This is a genomic window from Synechococcus sp. CBW1107, assembly GCF_015841355.1.
Taxonomy (GTDB): domain Bacteria; phylum Cyanobacteriota; class Cyanobacteriia; order PCC-6307; family Cyanobiaceae; genus Regnicoccus_A.
The window spans coordinates 2,219,202-2,238,577 of sequence record NZ_CP064908.1 but is presented as its reverse complement, the minus strand read 5'-3'; the positions used below and the strand labels follow the sequence as shown (position 1 = coordinate 2,238,577).

At 62.6% G+C, this 19,376-nt stretch carries 18 protein-coding genes and 2 pseudogenes; 11 read left to right on the top strand and 9 right to left on the bottom strand.

Annotated features, from left to right (window positions below):
- The first annotated feature begins 92 nt into the window (after nucleotides 1-92).
- Entirely contained in the window at nucleotides 93-842 is a 750-nt protein-coding gene (locus I1E95_RS11665; RefSeq protein WP_197162442.1) for an SIMPL domain-containing protein, read from the top strand.
- A 485-nt stretch (nucleotides 843-1,327) separates the two neighbouring features.
- Here the strand turns inward: I1E95_RS11665 and I1E95_RS11660 are convergent, their stop codons facing one another.
- The 5 genes from I1E95_RS11660 to I1E95_RS11640 form a co-directional block, all read right to left on the bottom strand.
- Nucleotides 1,328-1,936, bottom strand: coding sequence for a cation transporter (locus tag I1E95_RS11660; protein ID WP_197162440.1), 609 nt, complete (start codon nucleotides 1,934-1,936; stop codon nucleotides 1,328-1,330).
- An 18-nt stretch (nucleotides 1,937-1,954) separates the two neighbouring features.
- On the bottom strand, nucleotides 1,955-2,368 hold the full coding sequence (locus I1E95_RS11655; protein ID WP_197162438.1) for an ester cyclase: 414 nt from the start codon (nucleotides 2,366-2,368) through the stop codon (nucleotides 1,955-1,957).
- Between the two features lie 117 nt (nucleotides 2,369-2,485).
- The gene (locus tag I1E95_RS11650) at nucleotides 2,486-2,986 is read right to left on the bottom strand and encodes an AAA family ATPase (RefSeq protein WP_197162436.1); all 501 of its coding nucleotides are present in this window, start codon (nucleotides 2,984-2,986) and stop codon (nucleotides 2,486-2,488) included.
- 139 nt (nucleotides 2,987-3,125) lie between these two features.
- Nucleotides 3,126-3,674: an antibiotic biosynthesis monooxygenase gene (locus I1E95_RS11645; protein WP_197162434.1), complete on the bottom strand. Its 549-nt coding sequence runs from the start codon at nucleotides 3,672-3,674 to the stop codon at nucleotides 3,126-3,128.
- A gap of 311 nt (nucleotides 3,675-3,985) precedes the next feature.
- Nucleotides 3,986-4,267, bottom strand: coding sequence for a cupin domain-containing protein (locus I1E95_RS11640; RefSeq protein ID WP_231594594.1), 282 nt, complete (start codon nucleotides 4,265-4,267; stop codon nucleotides 3,986-3,988).
- 296 nt (nucleotides 4,268-4,563) lie between these two features.
- On the opposite strand from I1E95_RS11640, the gene I1E95_RS11635 reads away from it, so the two are divergent.
- Both I1E95_RS11635 and I1E95_RS11630 read left to right on the top strand, forming a co-directional pair.
- Nucleotides 4,564-5,820: an IS256 family transposase gene (locus I1E95_RS11635; RefSeq protein ID WP_197161565.1), complete on the top strand. Its 1,257-nt coding sequence runs from the start codon at nucleotides 4,564-4,566 to the stop codon at nucleotides 5,818-5,820.
- Nucleotides 5,821-6,025: 205 nt separating this feature from the next.
- Nucleotides 6,026-6,727, top strand: coding sequence for a response regulator transcription factor (locus I1E95_RS11630; RefSeq protein WP_197162431.1), 702 nt, complete (start codon nucleotides 6,026-6,028; stop codon nucleotides 6,725-6,727).
- Here the strand turns inward: I1E95_RS11630 and I1E95_RS11625 are convergent.
- The 4 genes from I1E95_RS11625 to I1E95_RS11610 form a co-directional block, all read right to left on the bottom strand.
- Entirely contained in the window at nucleotides 6,702-8,123 is a 1,422-nt protein-coding gene (locus I1E95_RS11625; RefSeq protein ID WP_197162430.1) for a sensor histidine kinase KdpD, read from the bottom strand. The genes I1E95_RS11630 and I1E95_RS11625 overlap by 26 nt on opposite strands.
- Nucleotides 8,120-8,665 (bottom strand): hypothetical protein, encoded by a 546-nt coding sequence (locus tag I1E95_RS11620; RefSeq protein ID WP_197162428.1) that lies wholly within the window; start codon nucleotides 8,663-8,665, stop codon nucleotides 8,120-8,122. The genes I1E95_RS11625 and I1E95_RS11620 overlap by 4 nt, the downstream gene beginning before the upstream one ends.
- Before the next feature lie 312 nt (nucleotides 8,666-8,977).
- Complete coding sequence (locus I1E95_RS17200; RefSeq protein ID WP_304623242.1) at nucleotides 8,978-9,598, bottom strand: type IV pilin protein; 621 nt, start codon at nucleotides 9,596-9,598, stop codon at nucleotides 8,978-8,980.
- 352 nt (nucleotides 9,599-9,950) lie between these two features.
- Nucleotides 9,951-11,207: an IS256 family transposase gene (locus I1E95_RS11610; RefSeq protein ID WP_197161565.1), complete on the bottom strand. Its 1,257-nt coding sequence runs from the start codon at nucleotides 11,205-11,207 to the stop codon at nucleotides 9,951-9,953.
- Between the two features lie 205 nt (nucleotides 11,208-11,412).
- Here I1E95_RS11610 and I1E95_RS11605 point away from each other — a divergent pair.
- The 8 genes and pseudogenes from I1E95_RS11605 to I1E95_RS11575 all read left to right on the top strand — a co-directional run.
- Nucleotides 11,413-12,264 (top strand): annotated as a pseudogene (locus I1E95_RS11605) (IS5 family transposase); the annotation flags it as partial.
- Nucleotides 12,265-12,420: 156 nt separating this feature from the next.
- Nucleotides 12,421-13,185, top strand: a complete 765-nt coding sequence (locus I1E95_RS11600) for an IS256 family transposase (protein ID WP_370594544.1) — start codon at nucleotides 12,421-12,423, stop codon at nucleotides 13,183-13,185.
- Between the two features lie 61 nt (nucleotides 13,186-13,246).
- Nucleotides 13,247-14,473: an IS256 family transposase gene (locus tag I1E95_RS11595; RefSeq protein ID WP_197161492.1), complete on the top strand. Its 1,227-nt coding sequence runs from the start codon at nucleotides 13,247-13,249 to the stop codon at nucleotides 14,471-14,473.
- A 322-nt stretch (nucleotides 14,474-14,795) separates the two neighbouring features.
- The gene (locus tag I1E95_RS11590) at nucleotides 14,796-15,332 is read left to right on the top strand and encodes a transposase (protein WP_231594593.1); all 537 of its coding nucleotides are present in this window, start codon (nucleotides 14,796-14,798) and stop codon (nucleotides 15,330-15,332) included.
- Nucleotides 15,333-15,625: 293 nt separating this feature from the next.
- Nucleotides 15,626-15,763: pseudogene (locus I1E95_RS16935) on the top strand (IS5/IS1182 family transposase); the annotation flags it as partial.
- 934 nt (nucleotides 15,764-16,697) lie between these two features.
- On the top strand, nucleotides 16,698-18,191 hold the full coding sequence (locus tag I1E95_RS11585; RefSeq protein ID WP_197162426.1) for a hypothetical protein: 1,494 nt from the start codon (nucleotides 16,698-16,700) through the stop codon (nucleotides 18,189-18,191).
- Between the two features lie 9 nt (nucleotides 18,192-18,200).
- On the top strand, nucleotides 18,201-18,839 hold the full coding sequence (locus I1E95_RS11580; protein ID WP_197162424.1) for a prepilin-type N-terminal cleavage/methylation domain-containing protein: 639 nt from the start codon (nucleotides 18,201-18,203) through the stop codon (nucleotides 18,837-18,839).
- Nucleotides 18,839-19,369, top strand: coding sequence for a GspH/FimT family pseudopilin (locus I1E95_RS11575; protein WP_197167444.1), 531 nt, complete (start codon nucleotides 18,839-18,841; stop codon nucleotides 19,367-19,369). The genes I1E95_RS11580 and I1E95_RS11575 overlap by 1 nt, the downstream gene beginning before the upstream one ends.
- The last annotated feature ends 7 nt before the right edge of the window (nucleotides 19,370-19,376 follow it).

Sequence of the window (19,376 nt, the reverse complement as noted above, 5' to 3'; positions counted from 1 at the left end):
GTCTGACTTGACGTTGACGGTGCATGCAGCCCCATAGCGACGGCGGCGCCACCCACCCAGACTGCTCATACCGCTCAGCCGCCCTCGGGGCCATGGGTCCACTCTCCCCGCTTGTGACCACCCTGCGCCGCACGCCACCGCTGGTGTTCGCCATGGCGGTGCTGGCCACGGGTCTGGTGGTGTCCAGCAGCGTGCTTGTGAAGGGCGTCCGCCGCGGCAACGACACCATCACCGTGACCGGTTCCAGCACCGAGCGCATCACCAGCGACTTCGTGGACTGGACCGTGGACGTGGCCCGGAGCGCACCGACCCTTCAGGCCTCCTATCAGGAGCTGCAGCCGGAGGTTCAGCGCACGATCGACTTTCTGCGGCAGCAGGGCATCCCCGCCGATGCCATCAGCCGCAATCCGATCAAGTCCGACAAGTCGGAGGTGCGCGACTCCCGCACCGGTGAGCTGCAATCCACCACCTTCACCACCCGCCAGCAGATCCGCATCAGCAGCCCCGAGGTGGAGAAGGTGGCTGCGGTGGCCCAGCAGATCGGTGAGCTCGTGGGCCAGGGGGTGCCACTCACCATCAACGATCCGGCCTACACCTACACCAGGCTCTCTGAAAAGCGGGTGGACATGCTCGCCAAGGCCACCCGTGATGCCCGGCTGCGCGCCCGCGAGATCGCGCGCCAGGCCGGCTCCCACATCGGCGTGATCACCCAGGCCGACACCGGCTCCTTTCAGATCACGGTGCCCAACTCCACCGAGATGAGCAGCTTCGGCTCCTACGACACCACCACGATTGAGAAGGACATCACGGCCGTGATGGGTGTGACCTTCCGGGTGGACTGAGGGACCGGCAGGGGGTCAGGCGTCACGTCGCCCCGGTGGCGACCACAGCCTGCAGGAGCTCTGTCGCCCGTTGAAGGATGGGGGCGGGGCCATCGGCTCTCGCTGCATGACCGTCATCGGAGCTTCGCCGAAGTACAGACCATCGGAGACAAGGAAAGTCAACCGGATGGTGTCGCGATCTGGAGGCGCCCGTCGCGCCTCCTCCCAGGGGCCGATGGCGTTGACGACAGGCTGGGACACCGCGAAGAGAACCTGAACCAGGTGCACCATCGATTTGGCCGCCTCCGAGGAGTAAGGGGAATACGAGGGATCACGAGGCGTGATTGCTGTTGGCTGGGAGCCTTCGCAGGCGGTGAGGTCGAGGGGAAAGAAGGCACCTCCCGGACCAGGATCATGGTCAAGCCATTGTGGGCCGGACACTGGCTTCGACAGCTCGTGGCGTTGTGTTGAGGCGTGCTCAGGGGCGGACCGGCTCCGCCAGATGTTCACCGCCGACCTGAAGGTGTGCTGGTGGTGCGCTGAGCCTCCGCCACGATCCTGAGACCGCCACGCACCACCAGCAGCGACACGACCACGCCGACGATCAGGTCGGGGTAAGGGCTGCCCAGTGCCCACACCAGGCAACCCGCCAGGATCACGCCGAGATTGGCGATCACATCATTGGTGGAGAAGATCCAGGACGCCCGCATGTGCACGCCCCCATGGCGGTGACGGGCGATCAGCAGCAGACAGACGATGTTGGCGATCAGGGCGAGGACGCCGATCGCGATGATCGGCAGGCTCTGCGGATCGCTGCCGAGCAGGAAGCGGCGCAGCCCATCGAGCAGCACTCCGAAGCCCAGCAGAATCTGAAGAATCCCGCTCAGCCGTGCCGCATGGGCCTGGCGACTCACGCCTTTGCCGACGGCAATCAGCGACAGCCCATACACCGCGGCATCGGCGAGCATGTCGAGCGAATCGGCAAGGAGCCCTGAGGAATCGGCCAGCCAGCCCGCCAGCCCGCCAGCGATTCGACCAGGGCCATGCCGGCATTGATCAGCAGCAACGCCGTGAGGGTGCGGCGTTCCAGCCCCTCGGCCTGATTCCCACCGCAACCGCAATCCGCCATGGCTCTAGGACGGTGGCTGGCCAAGCTGGCGGGCCTGGGAGGCGGCGTCGCGGGCACCCCAGCGCCGGCTGATCCTGCCCTCCCGGATGGTGAAGGTGAACAACTCCATGGCCACCAGGGTGTTGGAGCGTCCGGTGGGCCGGTTCCCGAAGGCCGGGGCCTTGAAGGTGCCGGTTTCGGTGTAGCGGGCGCAGACCTGATCACCCTCCGCCACCAGGTCTTCATTGGTGAGCTGCAGGCCATAGCCCTCGATCAGCTGGCGCCAGATCGGCTCCACCTTGTTCACCAGGCCATGGCCGAGCACTCCCTGAATCTCCGCGTCTTCTGCGAACAGACCCTTGAGGGCCTGCAGATTTCCAGTGTTGAACGCCTCCACGTAGCGCCGAACCACGGCTTTGTTGTCGTCCTCGAGGGTCATCGGCCACTCCGGAGGCACAGAGCAGGGAATGTGCGGATTCTGCCCCTCGATCGCGCAAAGGCACCACCGACTGGTCCTGCGGGCACGCCGAGGGGCGCTGAGGAACGGTGCCGGAACTCACCGAGGCTGGAGCACCTCGCTGAAGTGCTCCGGTTGCGTGAGCTCGCATTTGCGGCCTGGGAAGGTGCCGTAGAGCGCCCGGTGACGGCTGAGTCCGTACTCATCAGAGCGCGTGGGGTAGGCGCGCACCCAGACGATCAGGTTCTCGAGATGCTCCTCCTGCTCGCGAGCGGAGCTGAACTTCTCGGGCTCCCAGGGCCGGTCCCGGCAGTGGGCCACGCAGATGTCCACACCGGGATTGAGGAAGATCAGGTCGTCGGCGTGCACCAGCACCGGCTCGAGGATGTCGGCATAGCAGCCTTCGATGATCCAGTGGTCGTGCTCGGCGATGAACTGCCGCACGGCAGCCACGCTCTGCGCCAGCGGGCGACGCTGGGGGCTGCCTGGCTCAAACGCCACAGCGTCGAGGGAGAGCCGCGCCGCCGGCTGCCGGGCCACCAGCTGCCTGGCCAGGGTGCTCTTGCCAGCTCCGGCATTGCCCAGAAGGATGATGCGCATCGTTGTGGCCTTCACGCACCAACCTTCTCTCCCTTCTAGGCCGTCTTCAGGGCGGCCACTGGCGCGAGCCTCGATGCCGGCGATCCCGACGACCTGGCCCGGCTCTGGGAGGGTCTGCGCCCAAACCTGCAGAGCAGGATCAGCCGCTGAACAGCCAGCCCTGGAAACGGCGGGTGAGAAAGGGCATGACCGCATAGGTGAGCAACACCACCGTGATGGCCGCATTCACCGACACCCGCAGCGCCCAGGGCCAGGCGGCCAGCCAGACGGCCACGTGGGGGCTCACCAGCAGGGCCACGCTGGTGACACCCAACCACACCAGCAGGGCCTGCTTGTAACGCCGCGGGGATGGACGGGTGGATTGTCCGGGCAACCGGAACCAGGCCTCCAGGCCCGTGAGCACCTGGATGGATTCCTGCTCGCTGATCAGCGGCATCACCCGCTCGATCCAGCCCCTGCGCACCTCGGACTGCAGCCAGGACTCGAGGTGGGGGCAGGTGTCGAACTGCAGCACGATCGCGTAATCAGAGCCTCCACCGAGCTGGGGGGTCAGGATGTGCACCCCCAGATGGCCGTCGAAACGGCGGGCGTCGGCGGCGATGCCCTTGATCCAGGCCTCATAGCCCGCCTCCCTGCCGGGGCGGACGCGATGGGTGATCACCGCCGTGACGTGCTGGTGGGGATCCATGGGGAACAATCCGGCCAGGGAGCAGACACCAGAGCATGCCCTGCGGAGTGGAGACGGCAACCAGGGTCGCGACAGCAACCGACTCCGACTCACCGACACAGATCGGACCGTCGACGGGCCAGAACCCGCAGGGGATGATGATGAACCGATTGAGGATCCTCCTGCAACCAGACTGTTCCATCTCCTCCTTGAGCCACCTCGGGAACGCTGCGACGAATTGGGACTGGAATCGACGGCTCATGATTCTCGCCCACGCGCCAAGGCATCCATCGAAAGGATGCGAGCGAGCAGCAGGATAATGAGTCGCTTCTCTAGCGGCGGAACTCCTCCCGTTCTTCCTCACAGATCACCAGCAGCAGGCTGTCCTTGACAGCCGTTTCTCGGTGGGTATCCCCAGGCTCGACAAAATAGGAGCCGCCAGCTGCGATGAGGTGCGGATCCTCGGCCTCCGCCTGCACTTCCATCACTCCGCTGAGAATAAACACCTGGCACCAATGGGCATGATGATGCGTTGGGATCGACATGCCTTCAGGCATTCGATAGAGCCCCGATTCCACGTTGTAGTTCCCTTCCCACAGGCGGCAGGCCTGCATCGTGATTCCCCGCACATCAATGGACTGCCAGCACTGATCATCGGCCGGGAGGTATCTGGTCATCGGTGCTCTGCTTCAGGGAGTCAGGGCTTTGGAGGCCTGAGGGTGTTGTACTCGCAGTTCCTGTGATCGGCCAAGAGGTTCTGAGCGGCGTCCCAGCAAGTGGTGTAACTCAGGAGGATCAGCCCCGGCGTAGCCGGGGCTGACGGCTCACCTCCCTCAGATTTCAGCTGTGGCAATGGGTGGGCCGGTCTGTGACCCTGTTCGGAGAACTACCACCAAACCGAACACAGACCATGACCCTCACCCATAGTGGCGCCTCCGAGCTGAGCCAGCTCATGGAGGGCACCACCGCTGGCGCCCTGATCCCAGAGATCGTGCGCCGGGGTTTCCAGGACCTGCTGGAAGCCGAGGTTTCTGCCCTCACGGGCGCTCAACTCCATGAGCGCTGCCCCGATCAGCGCTCCACCCATCGCAACGGCTACCGGGAGCGGCTGCTCACCACCCAGGTGGGCGACCTCAGCCTGGCCATTCCCAGGTTGCGGCAGGGCAGCTTCTTTCCCAGCTGGCTGGAGCCACGCCGCCGGGTGGACAAGGCGCTCTACGCCGTGGTGATGGAGGCCTACACCGGCGGGATCTCCACCCGCAAGGTCGACGCCCTGGTGGAGGCGCTGGGCGGGGCCAGCGGCATCTCCAAATCGGAGGTGAGCCGCATCTGCCAGGGGCTCGATGAGCAGGTGAAAGCCTTTCTGGGCCGGCCGCTTGACCATGCCCGCTTTCCCTACGTCTACCTCGACGCCACCTACCTCCACGGCCGCCTGGGCCGAAATATGCAGGTGGTGTCGCGGGCGGTGGTGGTGGCGATCGGCATCAATGCCCTCGGCTACCGCGAAGTTCTCGGCATTGCCGTGGGCGACAGCGAGGCGGAGGGCTTCTGGCGTCAGTTCCTGGGCTCACTCAAGGAGCGTGGCCTCGACGGCACCCGCCTGGTGATCTCGGATGCCCACCTGGGCCTGACGGCAGCGATCAAGCGGATGTTCCAGGGCAGTAGCTGGCAGAGGTGCCGGGTGCACTTCCTGCGCAACCTGCTGAGCCATGTGCCCAAGGCCGGCCAGGACATGGTGGCCGCTGCCATGAAAGCGGTGTTCGTGATCCAGGCTCCAGATCAGGTGCGCGCCCACTGGCAGCGGGTCACCGAGATGCTGCGCAAGCAGTTCCCCGGCGCCGTGCCCGTGATGGAAGCCGCCCGGGACGACGTGCTGGCCTTCCTGCACTTCCCCCAGGAGCACTGGCGCAAGGTCTGGAGCACCAACCCGCTCGAGCGCCTCAACAAGGAGATCAAACGCCGCACCAACGTGGTCGGCATCTTCCCCAATGATCCAGCGATCGTGCGCCTGGTGGGCAGCCAGCTGCTGGAGCAGCAGGAGGAATGGCAGCTGGAGCGTCGCCGCTTCTTCTCTGAGGCCACCATGGCCAAGATCCCAGAGCCAGAAGAGCCCTTGGAGCTCACCGATGCAGATCCGAACGCCCAGCCGGCTGCAACCATCAGCTGAAGCGCACCAGCTTCTACCTCGATCTACACAGAACACATCGATCGCTGAGTTGCCAATTCAGCGATCAGGGTTCATAATGGATCAATGGAGCTGCGCAATCAGCTTCCAAGCAGTCATCCCCTGACTGCTCCTGTTCACCCTCCGGAGAGGGTCACAGGACCTCCTGAGTTACACCACTCGGAGGGGCGCTACCAAAAGAAGTCCTATGCCCCACCAGCACAGGGTTCTGGTCGTCGATGATGACCCCGAGCTGCACCACTTCCTGGCCGGTGAACTCACCGTGGAGGGCTACTCCGTGGAAGCGGTGGGAACGGGCCAGCAGGCGCTGATCCGCCTGCGGGACGCTGGCTGGGATCTTGTGTTGCTCGATTGGAGCCTGCCAGATTTCAGCGGCGTGGAGGTGTGTCGGCGGCTGCGGGCCAGTGAGCTCACCACCCCAGTGCTGATGCTCACCGCCCGCGATGCGGTGGCGGAGCGTGTGGAGGCACTAGATGCCGGTGCCGACGACTACCTCACCAAACCCTTCTCGATCGAGGAGCTGCTTGCACGGGTGCGGGCCCGGCTGCGCCGGCTGCCCGGCGCCTCCAGCAGCGACGATCTGCTTCGCTTCGCGGATCTTGAAGTGAACACCGCCAGCCATGAGGTGAGCCGCGGAGGCAAGCCGATCCAGCTCACAGTGCGGGAGTACGACCTGCTGCTGGCCCTGCTCAGAGAACCCCAGCGGGTGCAGGAGCGCCAGGCGCTGTTGCACAACGTCTGGGGGGAGCACTTCGTGGGGGATGCCAACCTGCTCGATGTCTACATCCGCTACCTGCGCAAGAAGATCGAGCGTCCCGGCCTGCCCAGCCTGATCCAGACGGTGCGTGGCGTGGGCTTCATGCTCAAGCAAGGGGAGCCGAAGTACTGAGCTGCACCCGCTCCAGCACCAGCTGAAAGTCGGCGCCGCCGCCGGGGGCCGCCTCCACCCGCACCTCGCCGCCCATGCGCCTCATCAGCAGGCGCACCATTGCCAGGCCGATGCCGCTGCCGCTGGCATTGGCTTCACTGGAGCCACGCACAAAACGCTCGAAGATGCGCTCCTGCTCCGCCAGGGTCACCCCTTGGCCATGGTCGCGCACATGCAGCACCGCCTCGCTGGCGCTGGTCGAGCTGAACAGTTCGATTGGAGTGCCCTCCGGGGTGTACTTGAGGGCGTTCTCCACCAAGTTGGTGAGGCACTGCTGCAGCCGCTCGCTGTCGCCAAGGCCCAGGGGCGGTGAGCCATCCTCAGGAATGCGCAACCGCAGGCGGGCGGAGGCCAGGGGCTCCAGCCGCTCGAAGGCCGTCAGCAGGGCTTCATCCAGGTCAAGAGGGTCGCGTCCCAACTGCAGGCGGCCGGCTTCCTCCCGGGCGATGTCGAGCAGTTCTCTGACCAGCCGGCCCATGCGCTCCGCTTCGCGCGCGATGAGCTCCAGCTCCGGCCCGCCAGCCAGGGGATGACCCTGTCGTTGAAGGCTCTGGGCGTACCCGCTGATGAGGGTGATCGGCGTGCGCAGTTCGTGGGCGACGCCATCCACGAAGGCCTGCTGACGTTGGCGTGCGGCGGACAGGCGATCCAGCAAGGCATTGAAGGCTGCAACGATTGGTTTCAGTTCCTCGGGCTGACCAGTGCCGGACAGCCGGATCTGCTCAAGGCTTTCAGCATCGATCCGGCCCAGCTGGGCGCTGAGCTGATCAAGCGGCATCAGCGTTTGCCTCACCACCAATCTCAACAAGATACTGGTGAGTAGCGAGGACAGACCCGCTGCGGCCAGCAGCAGCAGCAGCACGATGCGGCGGCGTTCAAGATCGGCCGAGATGTCTTCCACCACCCGCAACAAGGCTGGCCGGCCGGAGAAGCTGAGCGGCTGGCTGCTGCAGAGGTATAGGCGACCGCCAACAGTGAAGGCCACCAGGTGGTTGTAGCCGATGCAGCGGCGCTTCACAGTGTCCACCAGCTCAGCAAGCTTCACCCGCTGAGACACAGTGGCGCTTCGCCTGGGCCAGCGGTAGGGCCGCCCAGGCTCCAGCTCCAGCCACAACACCCGGCCTGGGGTGAGGAGACGATCCAATTTGGCCTGGAATTCGGCAGGGCCGGCCGTGGGGGAGAGTTGCAACAACTCCTGGCGCACCTGATCCGCCGCCAGGCGGTGCCGCTGGGCGCGAGAGCGATCGAGCAACTCCCGGTGGGCCAGAACCACAAGAGCAAAGCCAGCCAGCACAGCCAGCATGCTGCTGGCCTGCAGGCGACTGCGCAGGGACACACTGGCTGAAGAGAGCTTCACCGGCTCACCAGACGCCTGAAGGCAGCATCCACGGGATCTGGCTCACCAGACGCCCGCCACTGACGAACCAGTATGGCCAATGCCTGGCGGTAGCTCCGGCCGCGTGGAACGGCCCAGATCAGAAACACAACTCCCGGCAGCACGAAGAGTGCCAGCAACAGCACTGCGGTCAGCAGCTCTCCTGCCCCGAAGCGACCCGGCGGGATGGGCTGCCCGGAAGACACTGCCCAGGCCAGGGCGCGCTGCGGCTCAGGCCATGACCGGAAACGTGCAAGACGTTGTTCGATGGGTAGGCCCTGCAGTTTCCTGCGACCTTCAATGCGGTTGAGCACTTTGTCGCGCTCACTTGCCCAAGCCTGAACCTTCTGGAGCGAAAAACGCTCAATCAGCCGGCCGTCTGTCGCTATGAGCGCATAGCTGCAGCTAGACGAGTGAGAGTGCTCCGGACTGGCTTCAGCTTTCCTTTTAAGAGAGCCGCTACGAATTGCCAAGCCTACAGCTGCGGCATAAAGGGCGTCGTTGGTGAAGCGGGGCTGCGACAATCCGGGCCGACAAGAAGAATTTGAAAACTCTCAACGAGCAGAGACCCCTCAGGCAAAAAGGGGAGGAGCGCAACACGATGGGGCAGGTTGCAACGCATTCATAACAAACAAAGCCTCTCTGTCCAAGAACGAAAGCCCATAAGTCAGCAAGAAGAAAATAGACGCAATACAATAAAGCTATTACTGCTTGGAGCAGCTTAATGGCAAGGGCTGCCAATCCAGAGCAACCAAGAAAGAGTTAGGCATGAAGAGCTGCGGCGAAGCACTTCATGCCTAACATGGAACATGCCCCCAAGTCACACTTTAATGCTACTAGTTAAATGCACAAGTGGTAGCCCCAGCGTCATCAATGGTAATAGTCGCTGTTGTTTCTCCACCCGCCGACCTTTGGTCTAAACAACGTATGCCCTCAGGAAATGACTGGGTGGACAATGCAGGATTAAAGGCCGTGGCAGTAACCACATAATCAGCAGTCGCGCCTGCAGCGAGACCCACGCATGCGCCCGCAGCAGGCTCAGTAATTGCTGCATTAACGGCCGCAGAAGAGCCAACGTCAATGTCTGAAGCGGCACTAGTCGCACACTCCTTGGCGAGCCCAATAGCCTCTCCCATGGCGGCACCAATAGCGGCCACATCACGTGCTCGAACGTAATTAGGAATCGCCAGAGCTGATAGGATGCCGATAACGGCAACAACAATCATGAGCTCCACAAGAGTGAAGCCTCTTTGAAGAGCAATTCGCTGAGACCTAGTTGGCAAACTTTGCAAGATCTTTAAACGAAGTGAAGCGTTCATTTGCTGTGTAGAAATCACATTTAAAGCATAGGCATCAATGAACTGTTCGGCATCCCTAACGCACGGCTCACCTCTAGCACAAGCCTCCGGCGTGCTATCGCTGAAAAGCCAGATGTGGACTGGCACTTGAAAGGCCAAGTCACCTTGAGACCAAGGCACCGATGGCCTGAATCACTGGCAACGCACGAAAGTAACACGGCATTTCCTCAGCATTTTTTCAGCAGCAACACCGCTTCGCCAAAGCAATATGGTTGCGATTCGCAATCTCTGCCCTAAGGAGACTCTGGAAAACCAGCCGGTAGCGCCCCTCCGAGTGGTGTAACTCAGGAGGTCCTGTGACCCTCTCCGGAGGGTGAACAGGAGCAGTCAGGGGATGACTGCTTGGAAGCTGATTGCGCAGCTCCATTGATCCATTATGAACCCTGATCGCTGAATTGGCAACTCAGCGATCGATGTGTTCTGTGTAGATCGAGGTAGAAGCTGGTGCGCTTCAGCTGATGGTTGCAGCCGGCTGGGCGTTCGGATCTGCATCGGTGAGCTCCAAGGGCTCTTCTGGCTCTGGGATCTTGGCCATGGTGGCCTCAGAGAAGAAGCGGCGACGCTCCAGCTGCCATTCCTCCTGCTGCTCCAGCAGCTGGCTGCCCACCAGGCGCACGATCGCTGGATCATTGGGGAAGATGCCGACCACGTTGGTGCGGCGTTTGATCTCCTTGTTGAGGCGCTCGAGCGGGTTGGTGCTCCAGACCTTGCGCCAGTGCTCCTGGGGGAAGTGCAGGAAGGCCAGCACGTCGTCCCGGGCGGCTTCCATCACGGGCACGGCGCCGGGGAACTGCTTGCGCAGCATCTCGGTGACCCGCTGCCAGTGGGCGCGCACCTGATCTGGAGCCTGGATCACGAACACCGCTTTCATGGCAGCGGCCACCATGTCCTGGCCGGCCTTGGGCACATGGCTCAGCAGGTTGCGCAGGAAGTGCACCCGGCACCTCTGCCAGCTACTGCCCTGGAACATCCGCTTGATCGCTGCCGTCAGGCCCAGGTGGGCATCCGAGATCACCAGGCGGGTGCCGTCGAGGCCACGCTCCTTGAGTGAGCCCAGGAACTGACGCCAGAAGCCCTCCGCCTCGCTGTCGCCCACGGCAATGCCGAGAACTTCGCGGTAGCCGAGGGCATTGATGCCGATCGCCACCACCACCGCCCGCGACACCACCTGCATATTTCGGCCCAGGCGGCCGTGGAGGTAGGTGGCGTCGAGGTAGACGTAGGGAAAGCGGGCATGGTCAAGCGGCCGGCCCAGAAAGGCTTTCACCTGCTCATCGAGCCCCTGGCAGATGCGGCTCACCTCCGATTTGGAGATGCCGCTGGCCCCGCCCAGCGCCTCCACCAGGGCGTCGACCTTGCGGGTGGAGATCCCGCCGGTGTAGGCCTCCATCACCACGGCGTAGAGCGCCTTGTCCACCCGGCGGCGTGGCTCCAGCCAGCTGGGAAAGAAGCTGCCCTGCCGCAACCTGGGAATGGCCAGGCTGAGGTCGCCCACCTGGGTGGTGAGCAGCCGCTCCCGGTAGCCGTTGCGATGGGTGGAGCGCTGATCGGGGCAGCGCTCATGGAGTTGAGCGCCCGTGAGGGCAGAAACCTCGGCTTCCAGCAGGTCCTGGAAACCCCGGCGCACGATCTCTGGGATCAGGGCGCCAGCGGTGGTGCCCTCCATGAGCTGGCTCAGCTCGGAGGCGCCACTATGGGTGAGGGTCATGGTCTGTGTTCGGTTTGGTGGTAGTTCTCCGAACAGGGTCACAGACCGGCCCACCCATTGCCACAGCTGAAATCTGAGGGAGGTGAGCCGTCAGCCCCGGCTACGCCGGGGCTGATCCTCCTGAGTTACACCACTTGCTGGGACGCCGCTAAACCAGCCCATCTGCGGGACAATGGTGCCGTGATCGCAGGTCAGGACTGGGTTGATGGGCGGCAAGCAGCTCGGCTTTTCGGACTATGAGCTGACCACGGCCAAAAAGCAGACCAAGCGCGAGAAGTTCCTCTCTGAGATGGAGGCGGTAGTGCCGTGGCAGGCGCTGATCGCATTGATCGAGCCCTACTACCCCAAATCAGGCAAGAAGGGCGGCCGGCCTCCTTATCCGCTGGCCACGATGCTGCGGATCCACCTGTTGCAGCAGTGGTATTCACTCAGCGATCCAGCCATGGAGGAGGCCCTGATTGAGGTGCCCACCATGCGCCGCTTCGCGGGCATCGAGCTGATCAGCGAGCGGATCCCTGATGAGACCACGATCCTCACCTTCCGCCACTTGCTGGAAAAGCACGAGCTGGGCCAGGCGATCTTTGACACCGTCAAAGCTCACATCGCTGCGCGGGGCATGACGATGCGCCAGGGCACCATCGTTGACGCCACCTTGATTGCGGCACCCAGCTCCACCAAGAACAAAGAGGGGAAGCGGGATCCGGAGATGCACCAGACCAAGAAGGGCAACCAGTGGTACTTCGGCATGAAAGTCCATGCCGGCGTAGACAAGGACTCGGGCTTGATCCATTCGGTGGTGGTCACGGCCGCCAACGTGCACGACCTCACCCCGGCGGCCGATCTGTTGCATGGTGATGAGGCGGTCGTCTACGCGGATGCGGGCTACCAGGGCATCGCCAAGAGACCGGAGATGGCAGGCAAAACCACGGAGTTCAGGGTGGCGATGCGACCCGGAAAACGGCGAGCCCTACCGGACACACCAGAAGGAAGGCTGCAGGATCTGATCGAGACGGCCAAGGCTCACATCCGATCGAAAGTCGAGCACCCATTCCGGGTGGCTGGCGTCCCCGGCAGTGGTGTAAATCCCCAGGGCCTCAGCCCGGCGTAGCCGGGCTGAGCGTCCGCACCTCAGGCGATCGGCTCCACGGCTGACGTTGCAAGGGGTGGGCAGGCCCGTTTCCCTGGTTTGAGAACCACCTCAACCAGACAGACCATGCCCAAGACCCATGCTGCCGTACCTGAGCTGGCCTCGCTACTCGATGGCAGCAGTGCCGGGGAGCTGATCCCTGAACTGGCACGCCACGGCCTGCAGCAGCTGATCGAGCTGGAGCTCGCTGCCTTCCTCGGTGCGGACTGGCACGAGCGCACCGAGGAGCGGCTCGGCCACCGCAACGGCTACCGGCCTCGCACCCTGACCACCCAGGTGGGGGATCTGGCACTGCAGATCCCGAAACTGCGCGCGGGCAGCTTCCTCCCCTCGATCCTCGAACCCCGCCGCCGGGTTGATCAGGCCCTGTACGCGGTGATCATGGAGGCTTACATCGGTGGGGTCTCGACCCGCAAGGTCGATGCCCTGGTGGCGGCGCTCGGCTCCCAGAGCGGCATCTCCAAGTCGCAGGTGAGTCGCATCTGTCAGGAGATCGACCAGCAGGTGCAGGCGTTCCTGGGCCGGCCGCTGGAGAGCAGCGGCTACGCCTACGTCTACCTCGATGCCACCTACCTCAAGGGGCGGCTGGGCAAGGCTCAGCAGGTCTGCTCCCGCGCCGTCGTCGTCGCCATGGGGGTGAACGAGGACGGGCGCCGGGAGTTGCTGGGCCTCAAGGTGGGCGACAGCGAGAGCGAGCCCTTCTGGGCGGAGTTCATCGCCCACCTCAAGGAGCGAGGCTGGCGTCCCCGGCAGTGGTGTAAATCCCCAGGGCCTCAGCCCGGCGTAGCCGGGCTGAGCGTCCGCACCTCAGGCGATCGGCTCCACGGCTGACGTTGCAAGGGGTGGGCAGGCCCGTTTCCCTGGTTTGAGAACCACCTCAACCAGACAGACCATGCCCAAGACCCATGCTGCCGTACCTGAGCTGGCCTCGCTACTCGATGGCAGCAGTGCCGGGGAGCTGATCCCTGAACTGGCACGCCACGGCCTGCAGCAGCTGATCGAGCTGGAGCTCGCTGCCTTCCTCGGTGCGGACTGGCACGAGCGCACCGAGGAGCGGCTCGGCCACCGCAACGGCTACCGGCCTCGCACCCTGACCACCCAGGTGGGGGATCTGGCACTGCAGATCCCGAAACTGCGCGCGGGCAGCTTCCTCCCCTCGATCCTCGAACCCCGCCGCCGGGTTGATCAGGCCCTGTACGCGGTGATCATGGAGGCTTACATCGGTGGGGTCTCGACCCGCAAGGTCGATGCCCTGGTGGCGGCGCTCGGCTCCCAGAGCGGCATCTCCAAGTCGCAGGTGAGTCGCATCTGTCAGGAGATCGACCAGCAGGTGCAGGCGTTCCTGGGCCGGCCGCTGGAGAGCAGCGGCTACGCCTACGTCTACCTCGATGCCACCTACCTCAAGGGGCGGCTGGGCAAGGCTCAGCAGGTCTGCTCCCGCGCCGTCGTCGTCGCCATGGGGGTGAACGAGGACGGGCGCCGGGAGTTGCTGGGCCTCAAGGTGGGCGACAGCGAGAGCGAGCCCTTCTGGGCGGAGTTCATCGCCCACCTCAAGGAGCGAGGCCTCGCTGGCGTCAAGCTGGTGATCTCTGACGCCCACAGCGGACTCACCAAGGCCATCCGACGGCAGCTGCAGGGCAGCGTCTGGCAGCGCTGCCGGGTCCACTTTGCCCGCAACCTGCTGCAGTGCGTTCCCAAGGCTCACCAGGGCATGGTCACCGCCGCCCTGCGCAGCGTGTTCGCTCAGGAGAGCGCGGAAGAGATCGAGTCCCGCTGGGATGATCTGGCGGCCTCGCTGGCGGAGCGCTTCCCCAAGGCCGCTGCGCTGATGCATGAGGCCAAGGAGGACGTGCTGGCGTTCCGCCACTTCCCCAAGGACCACTGGCGCAAGATCTGGAGCACCAACCTGCTCGAGCGGGTCAACGAGGAAATCAAACGCCGCACCAGGGTCGTCGGCATCTTCCCCAACGACGCGTCGATCACCCGCCTGGTGGGCGCGGTACTGCTGGAGCAGCACGAGCACTGGCAGCTGGAGGGCCGGCGCATGTTCTCAGCCGAGAGCATGGCGACCATCCCGGAGCTGGATGCCATCCCTGCTCTCCAGGCCCTCAGCACCTGAGAGAGGCAGGACGCAGGCCCCAGGTGATCGAGGCTGCAGCGCCCCCAGAGGGCGCAGCGGCCTTGATCGCAGCCCGGGGGCCGGCCGCTGCCACCTCCAGGCCGCAGAAGTCACTCCAACTCACAACACATCCGCAAGCTGACGAAAGACTTGACAAGTCATTCGTCCTGATTCATCGTGATTGAACGAGGCGCATCTGCACCTCCGGAATGACAGCCCGTCATTCCACCCTGTTCACCCTCTGACTAGGGCATTCGGGCCTCGGGTTTTACACCACGCAAAGGGACGCGGCCAGGAGCGAGGCCTCGCTGGCGTCAAGCTGGTGATCTCTGACGCCCACAGCGGACTCACCAAGGCCATCCGACGGCAGCTGCAGGGCAGCGTCTGGCAGCGCTGCCGGGTCCACTTTGCCCGCAACCTGCTGCAGTGCGTTCCCAAGGCTCACCAGGGCATGGTCACCGCCGCCCTGCGCAGCGTGTTCGCTCAGGAGAGCGCGGAAGAGATCGAGTCCCGCTGGGATGATCTGGCGGCCTCGCTGGCGGAGCGCTTCCCCAAGGCCGCTGCGCTGATGCATGAGGCCAAGGAGGACGTGCTGGCGTTCCGCCACTTCCCCAAGGACCACTGGCGCAAGATCTGGAGCACCAACCTGCTCGAGCGGGTCAACGAGGAAATCAAACGCCGCACCAGGGTCGTCGGCATCTTCCCCAACGACGCGTCGATCACCCGCCTGGTGGGCGCGGTACTGCTGGAGCAGCACGAGCACTGGCAGCTGGAGGGCCGGCGCATGTTCTCAGCCGAGAGCATGGCGACCATCCCGGAGCTGGATGCCATCCCTGCTCTCCAGGCCCTCAGCACCTGAGAGAGGCAGGACGCAGGCCCCAGGTGATCGAGGCTGCAGCGCCCCCAGAGGGCGCAGCGGCCTTGATCGCAGCCCGGGGGCCGGCCGCTGCCACCTCCAGGCCGCAGAAGTCACTCCAACTCACAACACATCCGCAAGCTGACGAAAGACTTGACAAGTCATTCGTCCTGATTCATCGTGATTGAACGAGGCGCATCTGCACCTCCGGAATGACAGCCCGTCATTCCACCCTGTTCACCCTCTGACTAGGGCATTCGGGCCTCGGGTTTTACACCACGCAAAGGGACGCGGCCTTCCGGGTGATCAAGCAGCAGTTCGGCTTTCAGAAGACCAGGCTGCGTGGTCTGGACAAGAACCGTTGCAAGATCAACGTGCTAGCGGCATTGTCGAACCTGTTCGCGGCCCGACGACAGTTACTCGCGACAGTCTGACCAGGGGCGTGGTGTGTCTGAACACCTCGATACAGCCTCAAAAACCAGCCCAAAGTGGCCGAACATGAGCCCAAAAGCCATCAGAAGTTGGCCTCAGAGGCAAATCACAGCTAAAGGCACCGTTCTTGCACACTGCGGCCGCTCAAAACCCGATTAACCAGAGCTTCCCTAATACATCGACAGCATGCAGCAAGATCCTTAACTAAGTCATGCTTCACCCACACAACTCTGCTGCCGGGCCTTCTCAAGGAGGCTCCTTGATCCCAAGTAAACTCTGTGGCTGGCGCGCAAACCTTTACACAATATAAATGACCTCAGCACGAAGTTACAACAAAATCAGTTGGCAAAAGCGCTTTGCTGCTCAGGCCTGGTTCGGAATCTAGTGCAACATCTATTTAGGGGAAGGCGAGCCAGCATCCAGACGAGCGAGCCTCAGCTCTCGCTCACGGGGCCAGGCCTCACCCGCTGGAGTGAAAAACCTTCGATCAAGGGCCATCGACAGCGACTAGGACATAGCTGTTGCTGGAGCGGTGAGAGCGTTCATTATTGGCTTCAGACATGTTGCGCAGCGATCTGCTCCGCAAGGCAAGGCTCAAAGCAGCGAAGAACAACACCGAATCAGGACGGTCCCCCGAAGAAAGTGCCCAGCTCGCAGATGGCGATTACTCATGGCCAGGAAAGGCATCCGTGCCGTTTCATGGAATGAGAGGGGAGGGGGCGCCACGTCGACAGCGGCGACCAGAACTGGATGGTATGGACTGCACCAATTGTGAAGCCCCGTAGGATCCGGTCACGTTCCTGCTGAGTATGGTAAGGACGGGTTGAAGCGGAAAGCCGAAGCGCCATGGCGAAGCGTTATGTCACTGCTACTCACCTGCACTGCAGCGGTGAGAGGGGCAGGCCCAGGCGACAAAGTCATTCTTCCCGGCTGCTGATGGCCATGCTGCTTGAAGCGGCTCATCGGCAGCGGTGCGCACAGCTCGAGGGGGGGTTCGTGATGCCCTTCGCTGTGCTTGCCTCGATCGCGATTGTGATCGCTGCGGTTCTCCTCGCGGCTCGCGCCAACTACAGCCTGCTGGGCTCCAACCGTCAACTGCTGTTCACTAGCGCCCGTGAAGCCGCCGAATACGGCTTCTCCGAGGCCATAGCCAAGCTCAACACCGACCGCTACGGTTATCTGCTTGTCACCAACTGGGACCAATGGCAGAGCAATGCCCCGCTAAGCGATGCCTGCGGGCTCGCCGTCTTTGGAGCCGAACCCAACCAGAAATTCAACGGCATCTCTAGCAACAGCTCCAATGCCTGGAGGGTCCTTCCAGCGGCAACCGGCCAACCCTCCGCACGATACCAGATCACCAACTACGTGGCGCCAAGGGCGGTGAACAACACCTGTCTCCAGGGCACCAACGGCACAACCCGCTTCGGCAATCTCTGGGGCGGCGATGGTCGCATAACCATTCGTGGCGAGCTGATCAATGCCAACAATCAGGTGCTAGGCCAGTTCATCCTTAACCGCAAAGTACATGTGAAGGCCTTCGCCGGGCCGGGCCAGGGCGAAAGTTCCATGGTAATTGGCACAAGCGCCAATATCAGTCAGACAAACCTCTACTTTGATTCAGATGCCAATGGAAGCTATAATAATCCTCCCGACTCCTGGCTTGACATCTACTGTGTTGATTGCGCCGCAACGACTCAAGCCGGCCTGAGGACTGAACTCGGCATTCAAGGACCCTATGGGGGAACGATCTACAAAGGTGATTTTAACTACGGAGAGTATCCCAACCCAGATCTTAGCTCCTTGACTGCACCGAATATAACAACGAGCTTAGATAATTATCCCTACACAGACTCCACCCTTGCCACATTGCGCCCCGAATGCAAAAACGATACTCTTGATGGGGTCAATCAAGTCGTTTGTCAAGTATCTCGGATCGACTTAGGTGGCAACAGAACTCTCCGGGTCAGAACCGCCCCAAAGCCAGTGAGCATTTTCATCACTGGCTCTGGCGCCGCCAACCCGGTTATCGCGCTGAGCGGAGGCGGGCAAATAATCAATAACGAATACACTTCAACCAGCACAAACAATTTCGCCAGACTTCGTATCTACGGCCTTAACCAACCAAGTTACAACTCAGGCTCCGGCCAGAATCCCTGCAATCTACAAACTACCAGTATGACAGGCAATACTCCAATTAGCGGGGCTTTTATGTGGCTCCCCAATGGCACCATTTCCTACACAGGTGGCGGCTCGCAGGCAGCCAATTACTATGGTGTTCTATGGGGCTGCCGTTTCGCCTCTAACAGCTCCAACTCTATCAATTTCATTGGCCCAAGCAACGGCCTTCAGGTACTCCAATCGGCCCTGAACGCAGATGTCCCCCTCGGCACAGTCCGGTATCGGGCGCAGGGCGTGATGGATCCAGGTTGAACGAAACCCATGGCAACTCTCAAACCTCGATTGCGTCGATTCGGTTCCAGCGGATTCACCCTGGTGGAGTTACTGCTCGCCGGAGTTTTGCTGGCAATCACAATGGCCGGGATCGTGGGGGCCTTTCTGGCCCCATGGCGTAGCTCAAATCTGGCCGCTCGCCGTGATGCCCTCGAAGCGTCCGTGTCCGAGGACTTGTCCTGGATACGCGATTACAGCAAAATCTGGCACTGCGAGATTGGCCCCTATGCCACAGCTCCCGCCAATACCAACAATGGATGTCAATCCAGCGGATCTGCACTCTCCTATCTCCCAGCTTTCAACAGCGTTTTGACCAGTAGATATCAACTATTCCGGTCTTGGTGTATCAACGGAACGGTGCGCAACCAATTCCTCACTGAGGGGGCTTCCACCACCGTTCCACCGAACCGCCCCAATCCCTTCCAGATCGGGGCCACCACCATCAGCAATGCTCAGGCCCCAGGCTCTTCCGTGATCCGCACAATCGCGCTCAACACGTCAGCTGACGAATTAGCGATAAGTACAGGACAGCGACTCGACATCACCTACCAATCCCCGAACGACTCCGAAATTCAGCTGTTCCGCACCTCTTCCGTTTTCGTGGAAGCCGCTTCCTGGTGCCCCTGATGACATCTTTCTCCCACAAGGCCTATGGAGTCTCACCAGCTGCAACGGGCTTTACTTTGGTAGAGATGCTGATCACCGTAGTTGTCATCGGAATCACTGCTGGCTCAGGGATTGTACTGCTGCGTGGTGTAGTTTCTAGCTCACGTTTGCGCCATGCTTCACTTGAATTGGTGGGCTACCTGGACTCATCCCGGCGCAATGCCATGCGGCTCGGCGGAACCTGCACGATCAATCGAGCCGGAACTACCTTCAGCCCTTCAAATGCAAACGGCAATACTTGCGCTGGCGACCCAGCTCTTGATCTGTCCGCAGCAGCCAGCGACCCCAACCTGGCGGTCGATAACACCTCCCCTGCTGCAGTTATCTTCACCCAGCGGGGCACATCTGTGAACGGAGCCACATTCGTGCTCACTCTCGCCGGTGCAAGCACCGACCGGTGCGTACGCGTCACATCACCACTGGGGATCGTGGGAGCAGGCTCCAAGCCTCTGGGGACGGCTGTAGCCAACTGCAATTACATCAACCCCTGAACCCCAC